The following is a 15,604-nucleotide window of genomic DNA, read 5'->3' as shown; positions in this document are numbered from 1 at the left end:
TGTGTCGGTCGCTACGTTCTTTAGTGCGTTTTTTTCAAAGCATCGGCCAAATCACCGATACGCTGCTTGGTTTGATCGACCAGTTCATTGATTTCACGGGCAGAACCTGCCGATTTCGACGCCAATGATCTGACTTCGTCTGCTACTACAGCAAAGCCACGCCCTTGCTCACCGGCACGGGCCGCCTCGATCGCTGCATTCAAAGACAAGAGTCCCGTTTGGTCAGCAATACTGTTAATCACCGCTACGATCTCACCGATCTGGTTACTTGATTGCATCACCGATGCCATCGCAGTGTTGGTACTTTCGCGCGCTTCTCGGTCTTGTGTGATGTCTTTTATAAAGGCGGTATAGCCAATTAAATCACCAATTTGAATACGACATAACGCCAAAGAGCCGTACAGAATTTTACCGTCTTTGCGGTGCACTGGCACTTCCCGAGTCGTACCTACAATCTTGTCTTCTTTGGTGCGACGGTTGGCGTTAACGTAACCATCATGATTCGCTTGAATCTCCATCGGCACCAGCATTTTAACGTTTTTACCCAAGACCTCTTCGCGTTTGTAACCCCACATAGTTTCAGCGGCACGGTTAAAGAAGGTCACATTGTTATCGCTATCGATACTGACTACCGCATCAAGTGCCTGTTCAAGTGTTTGGTTAATGATTTCACGGCTGGCTTTTTCTGCGGTGATGTCTTTAACAAAGGCCGTATAAAGAATCTTATGCTCCAATCGAATTTTCGACAGTGACAAACTGCCCCACACTTTGGAACCATCTTTACGCTCTATCTCTACTTCACGGCTGGTACCAACAATCTTATCCTGTCCGGTCGAACGGTTAGCATTCACAAACTGATCGTGCTGGCTTTGGTAGATCTGAGGCACCAACATTTTAACGTTGTTGCCTAATACTTCGTCTTGACGATAGCCCCAAAGTTGCTCAGCAGCGGCGTTGTAAAATGTCACCAAGTTATTTTCATCTATCGTGACCACAGCATCCAAAGCTTGGTCTAGCGTTTGACGAATGATTTCTTGGCTTTCACGTTGCGCACTGATGTCTTTAACAAATGCGGTGTAAATATAAGCATCGCCGATGCGCACTTTGGAAAGTGACAAACTGCCCCAAACTTTACTGCCATCTTTACGCTCTATCTCCACTTCACGGCTGGTGCCAACGATCTTATCTTGCCCCGTGGTGCGGTTCGCATTGACGAAATCATCATGCTGCGGCTGAATCATTTTGGGCACCAGCATTTTAACGTTTTTACCAATCACCTCATGTCGCTCATAGCCCCATAATGCCTCAGCGGCACCATTAAAAAAGGTGACCAGATTATTGGTGTCTATGGTGACGACGGCATCAAGTGCTTGCTCAAGGGTTTGACTGATGATTTCACGCTGCTGCCGCTCAGCGGTAATGTCTTTTACAAAAGCGGTATACAGCAGATGACGACCCACTTTCACTTTGGTCAGTGATAAGCTGCCCCATACCTTGCTACCGTCTTTACGCTCAACCTCTACTTCACGGCTGGTCCCAACAATTTTGTCTTGGCCAGTTCTACGGTTAGCGTTGACATAGTCATCATGATTCGGCTGCAGTGCTTGAGGCACCAGCATTTTAACGTTTCTACCCAGCACTTCGTTGCGTTGATAGCCCCAAAAACGCTCAGCGGCATTATTGAAGAAAGTGACATTATTGTATTCATCAATGCTCACCACAGCATCGAGCGCTTGTTCCAGCACTTCCTTATAGATTTTGCCTGAAGGCTTTTTCGTTCCTAATAACATCATCTCTACCTAATTAAACACTCGAACGGTGTGGGTATATTTTTGTATAGCATAATTCTGATTTTTCGCGACCGCATACAGCTCGTTAACTAGGGTACAAGCGAAAAATGCCTGACTGACCGCTCATATCGCCCACTATCCAGATTTTCTCAAACGGATGCTGCTCAGGCACACTGATGTGACCGACAAGATTTTTTATGTCTTCTTTTGTCCATTGCGGGTGGGCATTGCGTATGACTAGCCAAACACGATCGCTTTGATAGGTTTTTAAGGCTTTGTTGGCCAAAATACGATTGAGCGCTTGGAGCAAACGAGCGTCGTGATTTTCTTGCTCTAAGTTATGTAGTTCTGCGTGGGTTTGGGCGCTTAAATCTCGCCCAAGTATGGCCATTGCTTCGGCTTCAGAGCCATATAAATGCGCTATTTCTAAATCCAGCTTTTCACCTTCTAAGGTGCAAGAAACGTCCGGTCGGATAGGTTGATTGTGCCAGATATGGCGAATAGGTTTGCCCGTGTTGGCTTCATACCAGCGCATAAAAAGTTTGGCCGCTTCATGCTCCAATTGGATCTTTTCATGTTCACTCGGCTGTCTAGGCTCTTTGTCAGGCACGTTTACTCCTTATCCAACGCTGAACGACTAAGCTTTGCTGTGATTTATTTAATCAGTATAAGATTAAAAGCATGACAATTCCATGATTGGTACACATTCAATAAAATATCACCCCAATATTGGAACGATAGACCAGATGATATTTTATTGAGGACTGCATGCGCAAAAGCGATAAAAAATTAGAGAAACAACTAATCGAGCACCTCACACAAGTATGTGATGAATTATTGGCATTAGATATTGGCTTTAAGTGGCTAACTCATCTAATAGATTTTGATCGTGTTGCGCAAAGCTTAAAAGTGATTTGCGTGTTCGATACCGATGCTAATTTGCAAGCATTTCACAATAGCACGCACGAAAAAGCGCTAAAACTGACACTTCAAAAACATCTTAAAGTGCTCAATATTCAACTGGCTAAACCTGCCCAACAAATCCTCTATGACACTGAAGAAGCGTGTTTACGCACTCATAGTGGTAAATGGGCCGAGCGTCTTAAGGTCCATTAAAGGTGTATTTCTAGCTCAACATATTCTTTACAGCTATAGACATCATATCCCTATTGATCCCACTTTTGCTGCACCTAAGGAAGCAACCTTTGTTTTATCTTGAAGGTGTCGAAGCAAATTAAATCAGTAAAGGAGTGTACATTATGTTGGGTTGGACTGTTTTATTCTTAATCGTGGCCTTGATTGCTGGCGCCCTAGGTTTTACTGGCATTGCTGGTGCTAGTATGGGTATTGCCAAAATTCTATTCTTTGTCTTCCTAGTACTTATGGTGCTATCTGTCATCATTCATGTGGTGCGTGGCAAAAAGCCTCTCTGAAGTAACTTAGCTTTCGCTAATGCGTCTAAAGCCCACAATTGTGGGCTTTTTTCGGTATAAACGTCGCGTTTTTAAATACTGACTTATTGACACTTTTTCATTGCGATTATCTTTTAGTATAGATTCACTTCTCAGTCATACATCTAAGGATTAGACATGTCATCATCTACTTCTCTATTCAAATACGCTTTGCTTATGAGCGCACTACCAATAGCGTCTTACAGTGCCGCCGCTGAGTTATCGACCAGCCTTGGTGTAGGCGGTCATTGGAAGCAAGAGCACATCAAAGGTGAGCACAGCAACACCAGCCTATTTCCCTACATCAACTTAGAGTATGGCTCTTTTAGCGCTAGCCCAGATGGCATTGGTACGCAATTTAACAGCACTGCGCTGGATCAATTCAGCCTGTTGCTTAAATACCGTCAAAGCCCATTTGAGTTGCCCGAAAACCATGTCTTGCGTGGTCTTGATGAGCGCGATGACGCAACTGAAGTCGCATTACAGTGGAAGCATATGGCGACACATTTTGATGTCACAAGCTCGATCGCCGCGGATATTTCAGACACTCACGAGGGCTACGAAGCCAAAGTAAAAGTCTCACGCGCGATGGAAACCCCTTATGGCCTATTCATTCCGGCAGCATCGCTGGCTTATCAATCAGATGATCTAGTGGATTACTACTACGGTGTCAGTGCCGTGGAAGCAAGCCGCAACAGTAATAACATTCAAGCCTACAGTGCGGATGCCAGCGTCAACAGCGAAGTATCTCTTACGCACGTATTCCCGATCACTGATCATTGGCACACCTCAGCGCAATTCAGCTACAACCATCTAGGTAGCGATATCGCCGACAGTACGATTGTCAAACGCTCGGATTTTTGGGCCAGCCGTCTATCAGTGTTCTATAAATTCTAAAGTTTGAATAAACGCCCTTTTGCGGTGTGATTTCGGTATCATAAACAGGCCCTTAATGGGCCTGTTTTTTTATTGATTGGAGTAATAAATGTCTAACGAACAACCGCGTGCCATGGTATTGGTCGACGTACAAAATGCCTATTACACGACACGGGATGCCTTCGCCAAACACCTTAATTACAACCAATTGTGGGCAGATATCAGCCACCGCTATCAGATTCATGTTGCCCTTGCCTACGCGATCGAGCGCCAAGATCCAAAACAGCAAAGCTTCCAAAATATCCTGCGTGCGATTGGTTTTGAAGTGAAGTTAAAACCCTTTATTCAACGCCAAGATGGCTCTGCTAAAGGCGACTGGGATGTCGGTATCACTGTGGATGCTATGTTATACGCTGAGCAGGTAGACGTGGTGATTTTGGTCACTGGAGATGGTGACTTCGATATCTTAGCGCAGACCTTGCGCATGCATTATCATAAGCGTGTAGAGGTGTATGGTGTCGAGCGCTTAACCGCCGCAAGTCTGATTAAAGCGGCTGATCAATTTATTGAAATCAATCAGCCATTATTGATGCCTTAACCAGCTATCCGATGTAATAGCGCTTAAAGGCCAGCCTTTTCTAGTAACACCGCGGTTTGTTGTAACGCCGCGATACCATGAATATCGGTCGGCATGAGTGGCACACGAAACTGTGTCTGCTCAAAAGTTTGATCAATATCCGCCAGATATTTTTGCTCTTGTACGCGACGTTGTTGTAAGAATTCGCCATCGGCTTCTTCAGGCAAAACGCGATTCACCACCAAACCATGCAAGGGCAATGACTCTTCGCTCAGCGCTTTAACGGCACGTTGAGTCTCTAAAATAGGCAGTTTTTCTGGGGTTAACACAAACAAGATGGCGGTTTGCTCAGCGTCTTGAAAACGTCGACGACAGCGCTGAAACAAACGCTGACGCGCGAGCAACTTCTCGGTAATTTGCTTGCTACGATCGTCCATTTCATCGGTCGCCGCTTTGGCTGGATCGGCCATAGGATTGGCCACATCTTTACCTGCCTTAGGTGTTAAATGATCCAGTACACCAGCAAGTTTTTCAGAGCGGGCCTGCTGCCCTAACATGCCTTGCGTCCACGCTGCCATCGCTTCTGGCAAGCTCAACAAGCGTAGCGTATGACCCGTCGGTGCGGTATCAAAGATTACTAAGTCATATTGCGATTCGGCATCTTCGATCAAATGACAGATACGCTCCAAAAGCGCCGCTTCTTGCGCCCCAGGAGATTGCTGCGTTAAGCGCATCTGACGCTCAATCTCAGGAAACATATCAGGGCGCGTATAACGCTTCATGTCTTTTGTAACACGCTCAATATGAGCGGAGACTTCGTGGTCTGGGTCGATCTCTAGAGCATGTACACCCGCACACACCACGGCACCTTCGTTGCCAATATGCCAATTGAAGGCATCTGACAAACTGTGTGCTGGGTCCGTTGAGACGACTAATACGCGTTTGCCACGACGTGAGGCCAATAACGCCAAAGAAGAGGCAACGGTGGTTTTACCAACACCGCCCTTGCCGCCGACCAAGATCAAACGCTTATCCGTAATTAGGGACATAAATCACTCTTATTATTTTGGGTGTGCTGCCTAACAGCAGCGAAAGTTATCCAATGGAGAGTGCTCCATGCCCATGCGTAAATGCCAGTCATGAAAGCGCTCAAGCATCAAAGGCTGAAGCTCTAAAGTGTAATAGGAAGCCGGATTTGGCACTCCCATCACCTCAGAAAACACCAGCATCATAAACAGATCATCCTCATCACGCTTGGCGCGTGCGATGGCAGATCGATACGGCGCATTATACGCTTCTTCAAGTAAGCGGCTAGCCTTGCCCATCCACTGTCGCACAGATTCTATTTTCATGACTGGCTCCTTTGCTAAGCGTCGCTTTCTTTGCGCACGCGAATCATAGTGCTGGCCGCTTCTAGGGCAATCAAGATAGCCGCCACAAGAATCACACCATCAAGGCCAAACAAGAACCAGTTTTGATCATGGTAGAAGCCCTTCAGCTGAATCAACAACGCCAAAATGGTCATGATCAACAAGAACACCAATGGAATCAAAGTGAAGTAAGATGGACGCTTCATGCGAATCAACATCACCGTAATCACCATCAAGGTCAAACCGGCGAGCAACTGGTTGGTGGTACCAAATAGAGGCCAGATCAACATACCACCCGAACCATCGGCCCCAGCACCAAATGCCAATAAGATACAGCTACCCACTGCTAGTAGCGTCGCAGGCGCGGCTTTTTTCAACCAATTTAAGTTGTAGATTTCGCCCCACTCTTGGAAGATATAACGCTGCAAGCGAATCCCGGTATCCATGGTAGTGCCGGCAAACAGCACCGCCATAACCGTTAGTAAGGTTTGTGCAATGGTGTTATCTAAGCCAATCCCGTTGGTTAGCACATTAGCACCACCACTTACGAAAGCACCGACACCACCTTGACCAAACGATGAGTACACCGCTTGCCAATCCGCCAACGTAGCAAAACCTGCGGTCACGGCAATGATGGTTGCTAATGACAAAGAGCCTTCACCGATGGCACCAAAATAACCAACAAAGCGAATATCTGTTTCTTTCTCGATTTGTTTTGAGGTCGTACCCGAAGCCACTAAGCCGTGGAAACCAGAAATCGCGCCACAGGCGATGGTAACAAACAGTAGCGGGATCATGGATGGCGTGCCTTCTGGCGTGTCCATATTGATCGCAGGAGCAACGAGATCTGGCCCTGAAATCAGTACCGCGGCGTACATTAGGATCAAACCAATAAACAACTGTAGGCCGTTGATGTAGTCACGTGGTTGCAGCAACATCCATACCGGCAATAACGAAGCAATCGCGGCATAGATAAACAGCAACACAATCCAGCTTGCCTTATCCGACAAACCAAGGATATCCGATGGCATTTCGATGGGTAGTGCAGGACCTGCCCAAATCAGTGCGTACAAGGCAATGACACCCAGAATCGACACCATGCCAAGACCGATAATACGGCGGAAGATCAGCTGGCCGATGATCAAAGCCACAAAGATAGCACCCCAAACAGGCACCACAGAGCTTGGAAACTTCACTAACAAGCTTGAGATGGCTGTGGCAAACACGGCGTTAACCATTAATAGCACTAAGAAAATCACGATCATAAACAAGCTACGCGCACGCTTGCCGATCACATCTTCGGTCAAGGCACCGATGGATTTTGCTTTGTTACGGTTACTGGCCCAGATCGCCCCCGCATCGTGAACACCAGCAAAGAAGATCGTACCAAACACAACCCATAAAAACGCTGGCACCCAGCCCCAGATCACAGCAATGGCTGGACCAATAATCGGGGCTGCGCCAGCAACGGAGGTAAAATGGTGTCCCCAAAGGACATATTTGTTGGTCGGCACAAAGTCGATACCATCTTCGAATTCGTGTGCCGGTGTGCGGAAATTAGGGTCTAGCTTGAATATCTTTTCGGCTATGAATTTTGAGTAAAACACATAGCCCAAAAACATGGCCACTAAGCCCATGAGCATAAGGATGATTGCATTCATCGGGAGCCTCTTAATCAGGATATTATTATTGTGGAACGGTTACCGCGCGCAATGTTAATCCTGCAAAGAATAGCTCCCCTATTCGACTAAAGTCGTAAATACCGATCAATATACTTTAGTTACTAAAGTTTCCATATTTACTGAACATTTTTTGCAACAAGCATCCTCATGGACTCTCTACTCGGACTTTGGAGTGTCTGGGCGCGTACGTTTACGTGGTGCCCTAGACGCTGGCTGGCGGTCGCCAGATGCCTTTTGTGATGCTTGCTCCGTGCTGTTTTTTGGGCGCTTGGCAGGGTTGCCATTCGGTTTCGCACGATTTTTTTGAGCATTCCCAGAGCGCGGTGTTTGCGTGCGATTGTTGCCCTCAGGTGCTGTCGCTTCGGCTTTGGGTTGCTTAGGTTTTTTCGGTTTCTTAGGCTTGATCGGACGCGTATCAAGCTTGGACGCTTGCAAGCGTTCTGTCGGTGGAAACGTGTCATCCACATGACGCTCGATTAACTCACCGATCACACGCTCAATGGCAAACAGCTCTTTAATGTCTTCTTCGGTGACAAACGAAATGGCATGACCAGTCTCCCCTGCGCGCCCAGTGCGGCCGATACGATGTACATAGTCTTCCGGCACTTTAGGTAGATCAAAGTTCACCACATAAGGTAGCTGACTGATATCGATACCACGAGCAGCAATATCCGTTGCCACTAGCACTTGTACGCCTCCAGATTTGAAGTCTGCCAAGGCTTTAGTTCGAGCGTTTTGGCTTTTATCACCATGGATAGCCGCCGCTTCGATGCCTTTACTGGTCAGCGTGCGGGCAATACGGTTGGCACCGTGTTTAGTCTTAGAAAACACTAATACTTGGCGCCAGCCCTCTTGCTTAATAAGTTGTATCAAAAGCTTGGTTTTATTGGGCTTATCGACCTCAAACACCTGGTGACTGATGGTCGCTGCTTTAGTGTTCGCGGGTGATACTGAGACTTCAGCAGGGTCTTGCACAAAACGTTCTGCCAATGCTTTGATCTCTTCAGAGAAGGTCGCGGAAAACAACAAGGTTTGACGCTGCTTCGGCATCAGCGCCACGATCTTTTTCAGATCATGAATAAAGCCCATATCCAGCATACGGTCGGCTTCATCCAGCACAAGAATTTCAAGGTGATCGAGTTTTAGTGCGTTTTGTTGATACAAATCCAATAGCCGCCCTGGCGTTGCGACCAACACATCCGCTCCACCGCGCAGTTTAAGCATCTGCGGATTGATTTTGACGCCACCATAAACCACCGCGCTTTTGAGTGGCAAATACTTGCTGTACAAGCTGACGTTGTCCGCCACTTGTTGCGCTAGCTCGCGCGTAGGCGTTAGCACCAACGCCCTCACTTGATTGTTACGTGCACTTGGACCCGCTAATAAATTTTGCAGCATAGGCAAAGTAAAGCCCGCCGTTTTACCCGTACCTGTTTGCGCCGCCGCCATCAGATCTTGCCCAGACAGTACCACCGGAATGGCCTGCTGCTGTATAGGGCTTGGGGTTGTATACCCTTTTTCCGCTAAGGCTTTCAAAATGCGCGCGTCTAATCCAAGGGATTCAAAATTCATTAGGGTTCTCAATAGAGTGATACAAAGGCGCGAAGCTTACCTGTTGTCAGGCAAATATGCGATGGCTTTCGACTTTCAGCAGTACATTTAAACCGCTGGCTTCATAACTGTGCAGCGATTTGAGTACCTTGCTTAATGGCACGTTTGGCATCTAACTCTTGTGCGATATCCGCGCCACCAACCAAACTGTAAGGCTTACTTAAGCCATCGCACAAACTACGCTCTGACTCTTGCCCCGTACAGAACACAATATGATCGACTTCTAGGCACTGCTCTTTGCCTGCTTGCTCGTACCAGAGTCCTTGATCATCAATACGTACATAATGACAACCCGCTAATAGCTTTACGCCGTGATGCGCGAGCTGGGCTCGATGAATCCAGCCGGTGGTTTTGCCCAATCCCGCCCCTGGCTTGGTAGTTTTACGCTGCAACATGGTGATCTCTAACGCCGAAGGTTTTGTGCTTGGCTTAGACGTCTTTACACCACCGCGAGCAGTCAACGTTTTATCGATTCCCCAGCGCTCTGCAAACTCTGCGACACTTAAACAACGGTTGCCTTGCTCCAATAGAAACTCAGCTACATCAAAACCAATGCCACCGGCTCCCATAATGGCGATGCGAGGCCCAAGTGTTAGACGCTTAGCAATCACATCTCGATACGAAACCACCGACTTGTGCTCAATCCCCTCAATATCAGGGATGCGCGGTTGCACACCTGTCGCAATGATAACGTGCTCAAAGGCAGAGCCATTGAGTTGCTCTACTGATACCTGAGTCTGCAAGCGTACATCGACGTTATAGGCATGCAATTGCGCCTCAAAATAACGTAGCGTTTCAGCAAATTCTTGTTTGCCTGGTATGGTTTTCGCCAAGTTAAATTGACCACCAATTTCAGCAGCACTGTCAAAAAGGGTTACCCTATGACCTCGCTGAGCAGCTGTCACGGCGGCGGCGAGCCCCGCTGGGCCAGCGCCAATCACTGCAATGGATAAGCAATGCTCAGTAGGAAGCAGGTTTAGCTCGGTTTCATGACACGCCCTTGGGTTCACCAAACAACTGGCTACTTTGCCTTCAAATACGTGATCTAAGCAGGCCTGATTACAGGCGATACAGGTGTTGATGTACTCAGTTTGCGATGTTGAAAGTTTCTCAACAAAATTAGGGTCCGCTAACAAAGGCCGCGCCATAGACACCATATCCGCTTGCCCATTAGCGATAATCTGTTCTGCGGTCTCAGGCGTGTTAATGCGGTTGGTTGCAATCACCGGAATGGTAAACGCCGCTTTAAAGTGCGCCGTCACCCAAGCAAATCCCGCTCTAGGAACACAGGTAGCGATGGTTGGAATACGCGCTTCATGCCAACCAATACCCGTATTGATCATGGTGGCGCCCGCACGCTCAACCGCTTGGCCTAAAGCAATGATCTCTTGGGCATCCGATCCGTCTGCCACCAAATCCAGCATCGACAAGCGAAAGATAATAATGAAAGCCTCTCCCACAGCCGCACGAATACACTCAACAATGGTCACCGCCAAACGCATGCGTCCAGCGTAGTCGCCGCCCCAAGCATCTTGGCGTTGATTGGTATGCTGGCAAAGAAATTGGTTAATCAGATAGCCTTCTGAAGCCATTACTTCCACGCCATCATAGCCAGCTTGCTGTGCAAAACGTGCTAGTGCCACAAAATCCTCTATTTGCTGCTCGATTTCGTTGGCGCTTAAGGCATGGGGGGTATAGCGGTTGATCGGCGCCTGTATGGCAGATGGCGCCACGAGATGGGGGTGAAATGCATAACGCCCAGTATGTAAAATCTGCAGGCAAATCTTAGCACCAGCCTCATGCACCGCACGAGTGACTTTCTGATGCGCAGCAAGCTTGGGGGCTTGATATGGCAGTGGATAAGGCGAACCTTGTGCATTAGGACTGTAGCCACCGGTGACGATCAAGGCTACGCCACCCCGAGCACGCTCCGCATAAAAGGCGGCTAGACGTTCCCCATCTTGGTCTAATTCTTCAAGACCTGTGTGCATAGAGCCCATTAAGAAGCGGTTTTTTAGTTGCGTAAACCCTAGATCCAAGGGCTGTAAACAATGTTTAGCGGCGGGGGCGGTGCTAGGCTGTGCCATACTCTTACTCCACTTATGCAAGGTATTGAGCATGACAAAGCCTGTTCGTTTGCACTATGACAAAACAGTCTATTAACGCTTACAAAAAAGATTAAATTTCAACCTACTTACAAGTGCTTCGCTTAGTTTGACCAAACGGTTTATACTGCCTCCTTTTCGTTTCTTACGGCACTAGGGAAGTATTCATGCCTAACACCCCCACCTCTCAAGATCGCCAAACAACTGCTTGGCCCGCGGTTTTTTTGCTTTGGTTTGCCGGCATCAGTGCTGCCATGCAGTTCGCCAAATTTTCTGTGTCTTATAATGACCTGCTTGAGCACTATCAAATGGGGCCAGCATTAACGGGTGCGTCATTATCTGTGGTTGGCATTGTCGGGCTTATCTTAGGGGCCACCGCTGGCATCATGGCGGGGCGTATCGGCTATCGCCGAGTATTGATTGGCTCTTTACTCTTTGGCGCCCTCTTGTCTTTTATACAAGCGCTGTTACCGCCGTTTGAAATCATTTTACTGACTCGCGTGCTAGAAGGCTTTTCACAACTAGGGGTAGTGGTGGCCGCGCCGACTATGATCGCAAGACTGAGTGCGCCTCACCATCGTTCAATCACTATGGGCATCTGGGGCACATTTTTTGGCGTCGCCTTTGCGATTGCTGGCTCTGCTGGTAAATTCATCTTAACCCACTATGCACTCAGCGGTTTATACCTTAGCCATGCCCTATACATCGTGCTAATGGCTGTTTTGGTTTGGCGCCTAATTGATAACGATGAAGGCCTATATAACAGCCCTCAGGCCAACGACAGCGAATCTTACTTTCGTAAATTGGCACGTATTTATCAGACGCCACGTACGTTCTTACCAGCGTTAGTTTTTTTGTTTTATACCTGCACCTTAGTGTCTTTGCTGACCTATATCCCCAACTTCATTCAATCAGACACCTTGCGGCTGACCATGCAAGTCGTGTTACCGCTAATGAGTACCGTCGGCACCTTTAGCGCGGGCGCATTAGCCCAATATGTGATGCGCCCTCAGTACGTAGCTTGGACAGCTTACATTGCTCTGGCATTAGGGGCCTTAGCAGTGCCCTATACGCTAGACTACGACCATGTGTTTAGTATCAATGCCGCCTTTATGATTTTCTTCTTGGGCATGATTCCGGGCGCAGCTTTGTCGATGGTGCCACGCTTAGCACGCAACAGTGATGAGCAAGCCAATGGCTATGGCCTGATTGCTCAATTAGGTAATTTAGGCGGCGCCATTGGGCCACCGAGCTTTGCCGCTTTGATTTCGGCGTACGGTGCCACAGGCATGATCAGCATGATCTGGGTGATTTGTGCGTTTGGGGCTGTATTTGCTTGGATGGCAGCACGGACAGAATAATCGTCCGTGCTGATACCGTGGTTAGAAGGTTGCGCGTGAGTGCTCCACATAGATCAATTTTGATGTATCAAAGCCTTGTTGCTCAGCCTTCTGCAGCAAGCTTTGCATTTGCTCTGAATCTATCTCAGGCGTGCGCGATAGCAGCCAAAAGTAAGAGCGGTCTGGCCCTGCTACCAACGCAGTTTGATAATCATCGTCTAGGCTAAAAATCACATAAGCACCATAAAATGGGCCAAAGAAAGAGACTTTTAGGTGCCCGACGTCACTCCCTTCGACGAAATACGCTTTGCCCTCAGCTTCATCCCACTGCTGCTCTTCTTCTGAGTAGCCGCGGTTTACGACCTTAACACCGCCGTCTTCGCGCATCGAATAGGTCGCAGTCACATCAGACAATCCCTCTTCAAAACTGTGATCAAGGCGTGCAACTTCGTACCAAGTGCCAAGGTAAGGCTCGACGGCGAAGTTTTGCACCGGTTCAATGCCCTTTGGCGGCCCTAATGAACAGGCTGTAAGTAGCACTGCTAAAGACAAGCTGGTTAAGATTTTAGCGTATCGATTCATTGTGAGATTCCTTGCAACAGTAACTGATGCCTAAGGATACGCAATGAATACGCAAATGGATGGGAGGTTGAACGTAGCTATTGTGAAAGTTGATCTAATAATGGCATGAGATCAACATCACAGGCCGAGTCAGGAGTCAGCTGCGCGATTAGACAGGTTTGCTGAGCCACTGCAAACAAAACCAGGTAGTGTTGCACGTCTACTTGGCAATGCTTAAGCCATGTTTGTAAATGTTCGGCGAGCACTTGCTCAAGCTGACTAAAAAGCGCTTTTTCCGTCGCACTTAACTTGTGAGCTTCGCCCCAATGAATCCGATAGGCAGACAAGCGATTAGGGCAATCACACCAGCAACGCCATAGTTGCAACCAGCCTTCATTGAAAGGTACTTTCTGCTCGATTAAGCGTTGTGTTTGTTGCTCTAGCTCCGTTTGGCTTTGTGCGATCAAGCGCTGCAACACTTCCTGCCAAAGCAATAACTTAGAAGGATAATTGCTGTAGACAGTGGGCTTGGAGACACCAGCCTCGATCACCACTTGGTCAATACTGGTGCCTTGATAGCCCGACACACGAAACAGCTTTTGCGCGGCTTCCGCTATCAAACCTTTTTTGGAGGGGCGCCCTCTGGCCATACATCACTCACTATGTCTTATGAAATCCATCTTAATCGCCCCATTATGCCATTATTGCAATAAAAAAGGGGCTCTTGGGCCCCTTTGTAATCATTTGATGTTAGCCATTGTTAAAACGGATAAGCCAACTCTTCTGCTTGCAAGCGTACGCTTTCTAATCCATTACCTGATAGGTACCAAAGACTTGGTGTCAGGTAGCTTACTTGAGTGCGCGCACCCTGCTCTTTAAGTTGCTGCTGTAACTGTGCCACATCCAGTGCTTGATCTTCTTGACCAATCGCTTGGCTACGGTCAACCACGTATACAACCTCTGGATTCGCCGTCACGATATCGCTGACTTCAAGTGGCATAAAGGTACGAGTACCACGCTGTACCGGCTTGACTGTGTCTGGTAGCTCGACCATGTTAAGACCTAGAAGCTCGGTCGCAATTGGTGCTTGGCCCGCACTAAAGCCACCAGCATTGTGTGTCACCATGAGCACTTCACCACCCTCGACCTTCTGCTTCAAGCTGGCTAAATGCTGTTGTAGCGCTTTCAATGCTTGTTCGGCAACCGCCTCTTGGTCAACTAGCTCTGCCAGGTCCTCAACTTGAGCACTAAACCCTTGCCAGTAGGTGTCACCGCTTAATTCAATCGTATGTGTTTGCGCAACGCTTGAAAGCGCTTGCCCCTGCTCGCCTTGGCGCCCTGTGATCAAAATAGCCGTTGGCTCTGTCGCTGCGACAGCGGCGGCATCAGGAGCTTTAAGGCCGCCCACATCGGCGTATTCTGCACTTGAAAACTCTGATAGATAGGTTGGCAAAGATTGCTTTGGCAAGCCGACTAGCTGATTTTTCGCCTGTAACGCGCGCAAAGTATCCACGCTGCCCAAGTCATAACTTACGATGCGTTCGCTCGCGAAACTTGTCGCTGCCATAACCGAAGCGCCTACCGCTAGTAAGTGTTTTACATTCATAACCTTTCCCTAATCTATGTATTTGAATCATTCCCATTATTAAACAAATTTCCATTATTAGCTTACAACACATCGTTGCGGCGAATGAAATAAGGGTTGCGCTCAGCGCTAGGCAAAAACTGTGCGATAATGCCGGCAAAATGAATACATAGGACTCGGTTATGATTACATGTGGTATTGAGATTAAAGGCAGCGAAGCAATCTTGTGTTTACTGTCCAAGCAGGATGGACTGTTTCAGATAGCGGATTGCCGCCAAGTGCGCCATGCCTTAAGCCATCCTAATGACTCCGAAGCGTTGCGAAAATATCAGTTCGCTTTGAAAAAACTGTTTGAAGATTACAAAGTCACTCAGGTCGTGATCAAAGAGCGCCCGACCAAAGGCAAATTCGCAGGTGGCGCTATCGGCTTTAAGATCGAGGCGGCCATACAGCTGATCGAAGGAGTTGAAGTCAGTTTGCTGCATAACGCTCAACAAAAAGAGATTTTAAAGCACAACCCACTGCCGATTCCTTTTTCGGCAACCGGGCTTAGAGCGTTCCAAGAAAACGCCTTTATGGTGGGCTACGCGGCATTAGCAGAAGCCTAATCACCGCATCGCATTCTGGTGCGAGAGGCATCAGAATGCGTCATTATT

Annotated in this window: 16 protein-coding genes; 6 read left to right on the top strand and 10 right to left on the bottom strand. The window is 47.9% G+C overall.

Features of this window, described 5'->3' with window-relative positions; genetic code table 11:
* Positions 1-20: 20 nt before the first annotated feature.
* Positions 21-1,793, bottom strand: a complete 1,773-nt coding sequence (locus tag JQX58_RS12485) for a PAS domain S-box protein (protein WP_275412755.1) — start codon at positions 1,791-1,793, stop codon at positions 21-23.
* A gap of 82 nt (positions 1,794-1,875) precedes the next feature.
* Entirely contained in the window at positions 1,876-2,325 is a 450-nt protein-coding gene (locus JQX58_RS12480; RefSeq protein ID WP_204147278.1) for a hypothetical protein, read from the bottom strand.
* A gap of 233 nt (positions 2,326-2,558) precedes the next feature.
* Between JQX58_RS12480 and JQX58_RS12475 the strand changes: the two genes are divergently transcribed.
* From JQX58_RS12475 to JQX58_RS12460, 4 genes are all read left to right on the top strand, one after another.
* Complete coding sequence (locus JQX58_RS12475; protein ID WP_204147194.1) at positions 2,559-2,906, top strand: Fis family transcriptional regulator; 348 nt, start codon at positions 2,559-2,561, stop codon at positions 2,904-2,906.
* Positions 2,907-3,049: 143 nt separating this feature from the next.
* Positions 3,050-3,223: a DUF1328 domain-containing protein gene (locus tag JQX58_RS12470; RefSeq protein WP_204147193.1), complete on the top strand. Its 174-nt coding sequence runs from the start codon at positions 3,050-3,052 to the stop codon at positions 3,221-3,223.
* Between the two features lie 156 nt (positions 3,224-3,379).
* The gene (locus JQX58_RS12465) at positions 3,380-4,138 is read left to right on the top strand and encodes a MipA/OmpV family protein (RefSeq protein ID WP_204147192.1); all 759 of its coding nucleotides are present in this window, start codon (positions 3,380-3,382) and stop codon (positions 4,136-4,138) included.
* Positions 4,139-4,226: 88 nt separating this feature from the next.
* Positions 4,227-4,715 (top strand): NYN domain-containing protein, encoded by a 489-nt coding sequence (locus JQX58_RS12460; RefSeq protein ID WP_204147191.1) that lies wholly within the window; start codon positions 4,227-4,229, stop codon positions 4,713-4,715.
* A 23-nt stretch (positions 4,716-4,738) separates the two neighbouring features.
* On the opposite strand, the gene JQX58_RS12455 is transcribed toward JQX58_RS12460, so the two are convergent.
* From JQX58_RS12455 to JQX58_RS12435, 5 genes are all read right to left on the bottom strand, one after another.
* Positions 4,739-5,743, bottom strand: a complete 1,005-nt coding sequence (locus tag JQX58_RS12455) for an ArsA family ATPase (protein ID WP_204147190.1) — start codon at positions 5,741-5,743, stop codon at positions 4,739-4,741.
* Positions 5,744-5,773: 30 nt separating this feature from the next.
* The gene (locus JQX58_RS12450) at positions 5,774-6,046 is read right to left on the bottom strand and encodes a cory-CC-star protein (RefSeq protein ID WP_204147189.1); all 273 of its coding nucleotides are present in this window, start codon (positions 6,044-6,046) and stop codon (positions 5,774-5,776) included.
* 14 nt (positions 6,047-6,060) lie between these two features.
* Positions 6,061-7,725 (bottom strand): carbon starvation CstA family protein, encoded by a 1,665-nt coding sequence (locus JQX58_RS12445; RefSeq protein ID WP_204147188.1) that lies wholly within the window; start codon positions 7,723-7,725, stop codon positions 6,061-6,063.
* A gap of 177 nt (positions 7,726-7,902) precedes the next feature.
* Complete coding sequence (locus JQX58_RS12440; RefSeq protein ID WP_204147187.1) at positions 7,903-9,318, bottom strand: DEAD/DEAH box helicase; 1,416 nt, start codon at positions 9,316-9,318, stop codon at positions 7,903-7,905.
* A gap of 101 nt (positions 9,319-9,419) precedes the next feature.
* Positions 9,420-11,444 carry an NADPH-dependent 2,4-dienoyl-CoA reductase gene (locus JQX58_RS12435; protein WP_204147186.1) on the bottom strand — a complete coding sequence of 675 codons (2,025 nt, stop codon included), beginning with the start codon at positions 11,442-11,444 and terminating at the stop codon, positions 9,420-9,422.
* Between the two features lie 185 nt (positions 11,445-11,629).
* Between JQX58_RS12435 and JQX58_RS12430 the strand changes: the two genes are divergently transcribed.
* Positions 11,630-12,823 carry an MFS transporter gene (locus tag JQX58_RS12430; protein ID WP_204147185.1) on the top strand — a complete coding sequence of 398 codons (1,194 nt, stop codon included), beginning with the start codon at positions 11,630-11,632 and terminating at the stop codon, positions 12,821-12,823.
* Between the two features lie 21 nt (positions 12,824-12,844).
* Here the strand turns inward: JQX58_RS12430 and JQX58_RS12425 are convergent, their stop codons facing one another.
* The 3 genes from JQX58_RS12425 to JQX58_RS12415 all read right to left on the bottom strand — a co-directional run bounded on the left by JQX58_RS12425 (position 12,845) and on the right by JQX58_RS12415 (position 14,969).
* Positions 12,845-13,384 (bottom strand): lipocalin family protein, encoded by a 540-nt coding sequence (locus JQX58_RS12425; RefSeq protein WP_204147184.1) that lies wholly within the window; start codon positions 13,382-13,384, stop codon positions 12,845-12,847.
* A gap of 77 nt (positions 13,385-13,461) precedes the next feature.
* Positions 13,462-14,013, bottom strand: a complete 552-nt coding sequence (locus JQX58_RS12420) for a TetR/AcrR family transcriptional regulator (RefSeq protein ID WP_204147183.1) — start codon at positions 14,011-14,013, stop codon at positions 13,462-13,464.
* A 110-nt stretch (positions 14,014-14,123) separates the two neighbouring features.
* Positions 14,124-14,969, bottom strand: a complete 846-nt coding sequence (locus JQX58_RS12415) for an ABC transporter substrate-binding protein (RefSeq protein ID WP_204147182.1) — start codon at positions 14,967-14,969, stop codon at positions 14,124-14,126.
* 161 nt (positions 14,970-15,130) lie between these two features.
* On the opposite strand from JQX58_RS12415, the gene JQX58_RS12410 reads away from it, so the two are divergent.
* Positions 15,131-15,556 (top strand): DUF3010 family protein, encoded by a 426-nt coding sequence (locus JQX58_RS12410; RefSeq protein ID WP_204147181.1) that lies wholly within the window; start codon positions 15,131-15,133, stop codon positions 15,554-15,556.
* Positions 15,557-15,604 lie beyond the last annotated feature (48 nt).

The sequence above is a fragment of the Marinomonas ostreistagni genome (genome assembly GCF_016888445.1).
Taxonomy (GTDB): domain Bacteria; phylum Pseudomonadota; class Gammaproteobacteria; order Pseudomonadales; family Marinomonadaceae; genus Marinomonas; species Marinomonas ostreistagni.
The sequence above is the reverse complement of the archived record's forward strand: the minus strand, read 5'-3'. Positions and strand labels throughout refer to the sequence as shown.

Coding starts and splice junctions, on each gene's coding strand:
- JQX58_RS12450 (WP_204147189.1), bottom strand. CDS start 6,046: ATGAAAATAGAATCTGTGCGACAGTGGATGGGCAAGGCTAGCCGCTTA.
- JQX58_RS12445 (WP_204147188.1), bottom strand. CDS start 7,725: ATGAATGCAATCATCCTTATGCTCATGGGCTTAGTGGCCATGTTTTTG.
- JQX58_RS12470 (WP_204147193.1), top strand. CDS start 3,050: ATGTTGGGTTGGACTGTTTTATTCTTAATCGTGGCCTTGATTGCTGGC.
- JQX58_RS12425 (WP_204147184.1), bottom strand. CDS start 13,384: ATGAATCGATACGCTAAAATCTTAACCAGCTTGTCTTTAGCAGTGCTA.
- JQX58_RS12440 (WP_204147187.1), bottom strand. CDS start 9,318: ATGAATTTTGAATCCCTTGGATTAGACGCGCGCATTTTGAAAGCCTTA.
- JQX58_RS12420 (WP_204147183.1), bottom strand. CDS start 14,013: ATGGCCAGAGGGCGCCCCTCCAAAAAAGGTTTGATAGCGGAAGCCGCG.
- JQX58_RS12460 (WP_204147191.1), top strand. CDS start 4,227: ATGTCTAACGAACAACCGCGTGCCATGGTATTGGTCGACGTACAAAAT.
- JQX58_RS12435 (WP_204147186.1), bottom strand. CDS start 11,444: ATGGCACAGCCTAGCACCGCCCCCGCCGCTAAACATTGTTTACAGCCC.
- JQX58_RS12480 (WP_204147278.1), bottom strand. CDS start 2,325: ATGCGCTGGTATGAAGCCAACACGGGCAAACCTATTCGCCATATCTGG.
- JQX58_RS12430 (WP_204147185.1), top strand. CDS start 11,630: ATGCCTAACACCCCCACCTCTCAAGATCGCCAAACAACTGCTTGGCCC.
- JQX58_RS12485 (WP_275412755.1), bottom strand. CDS start 1,793: ATGATGTTATTAGGAACGAAAAAGCCTTCAGGCAAAATCTATAAGGAA.
- JQX58_RS12475 (WP_204147194.1), top strand. CDS start 2,559: ATGCGCAAAAGCGATAAAAAATTAGAGAAACAACTAATCGAGCACCTC.
- JQX58_RS12455 (WP_204147190.1), bottom strand. CDS start 5,743: ATGTCCCTAATTACGGATAAGCGTTTGATCTTGGTCGGCGGCAAGGGC.
- JQX58_RS12465 (WP_204147192.1), top strand. CDS start 3,380: ATGTCATCATCTACTTCTCTATTCAAATACGCTTTGCTTATGAGCGCA.
- JQX58_RS12410 (WP_204147181.1), top strand. CDS start 15,131: ATGATTACATGTGGTATTGAGATTAAAGGCAGCGAAGCAATCTTGTGT.
- JQX58_RS12415 (WP_204147182.1), bottom strand. CDS start 14,969: ATGAATGTAAAACACTTACTAGCGGTAGGCGCTTCGGTTATGGCAGCG.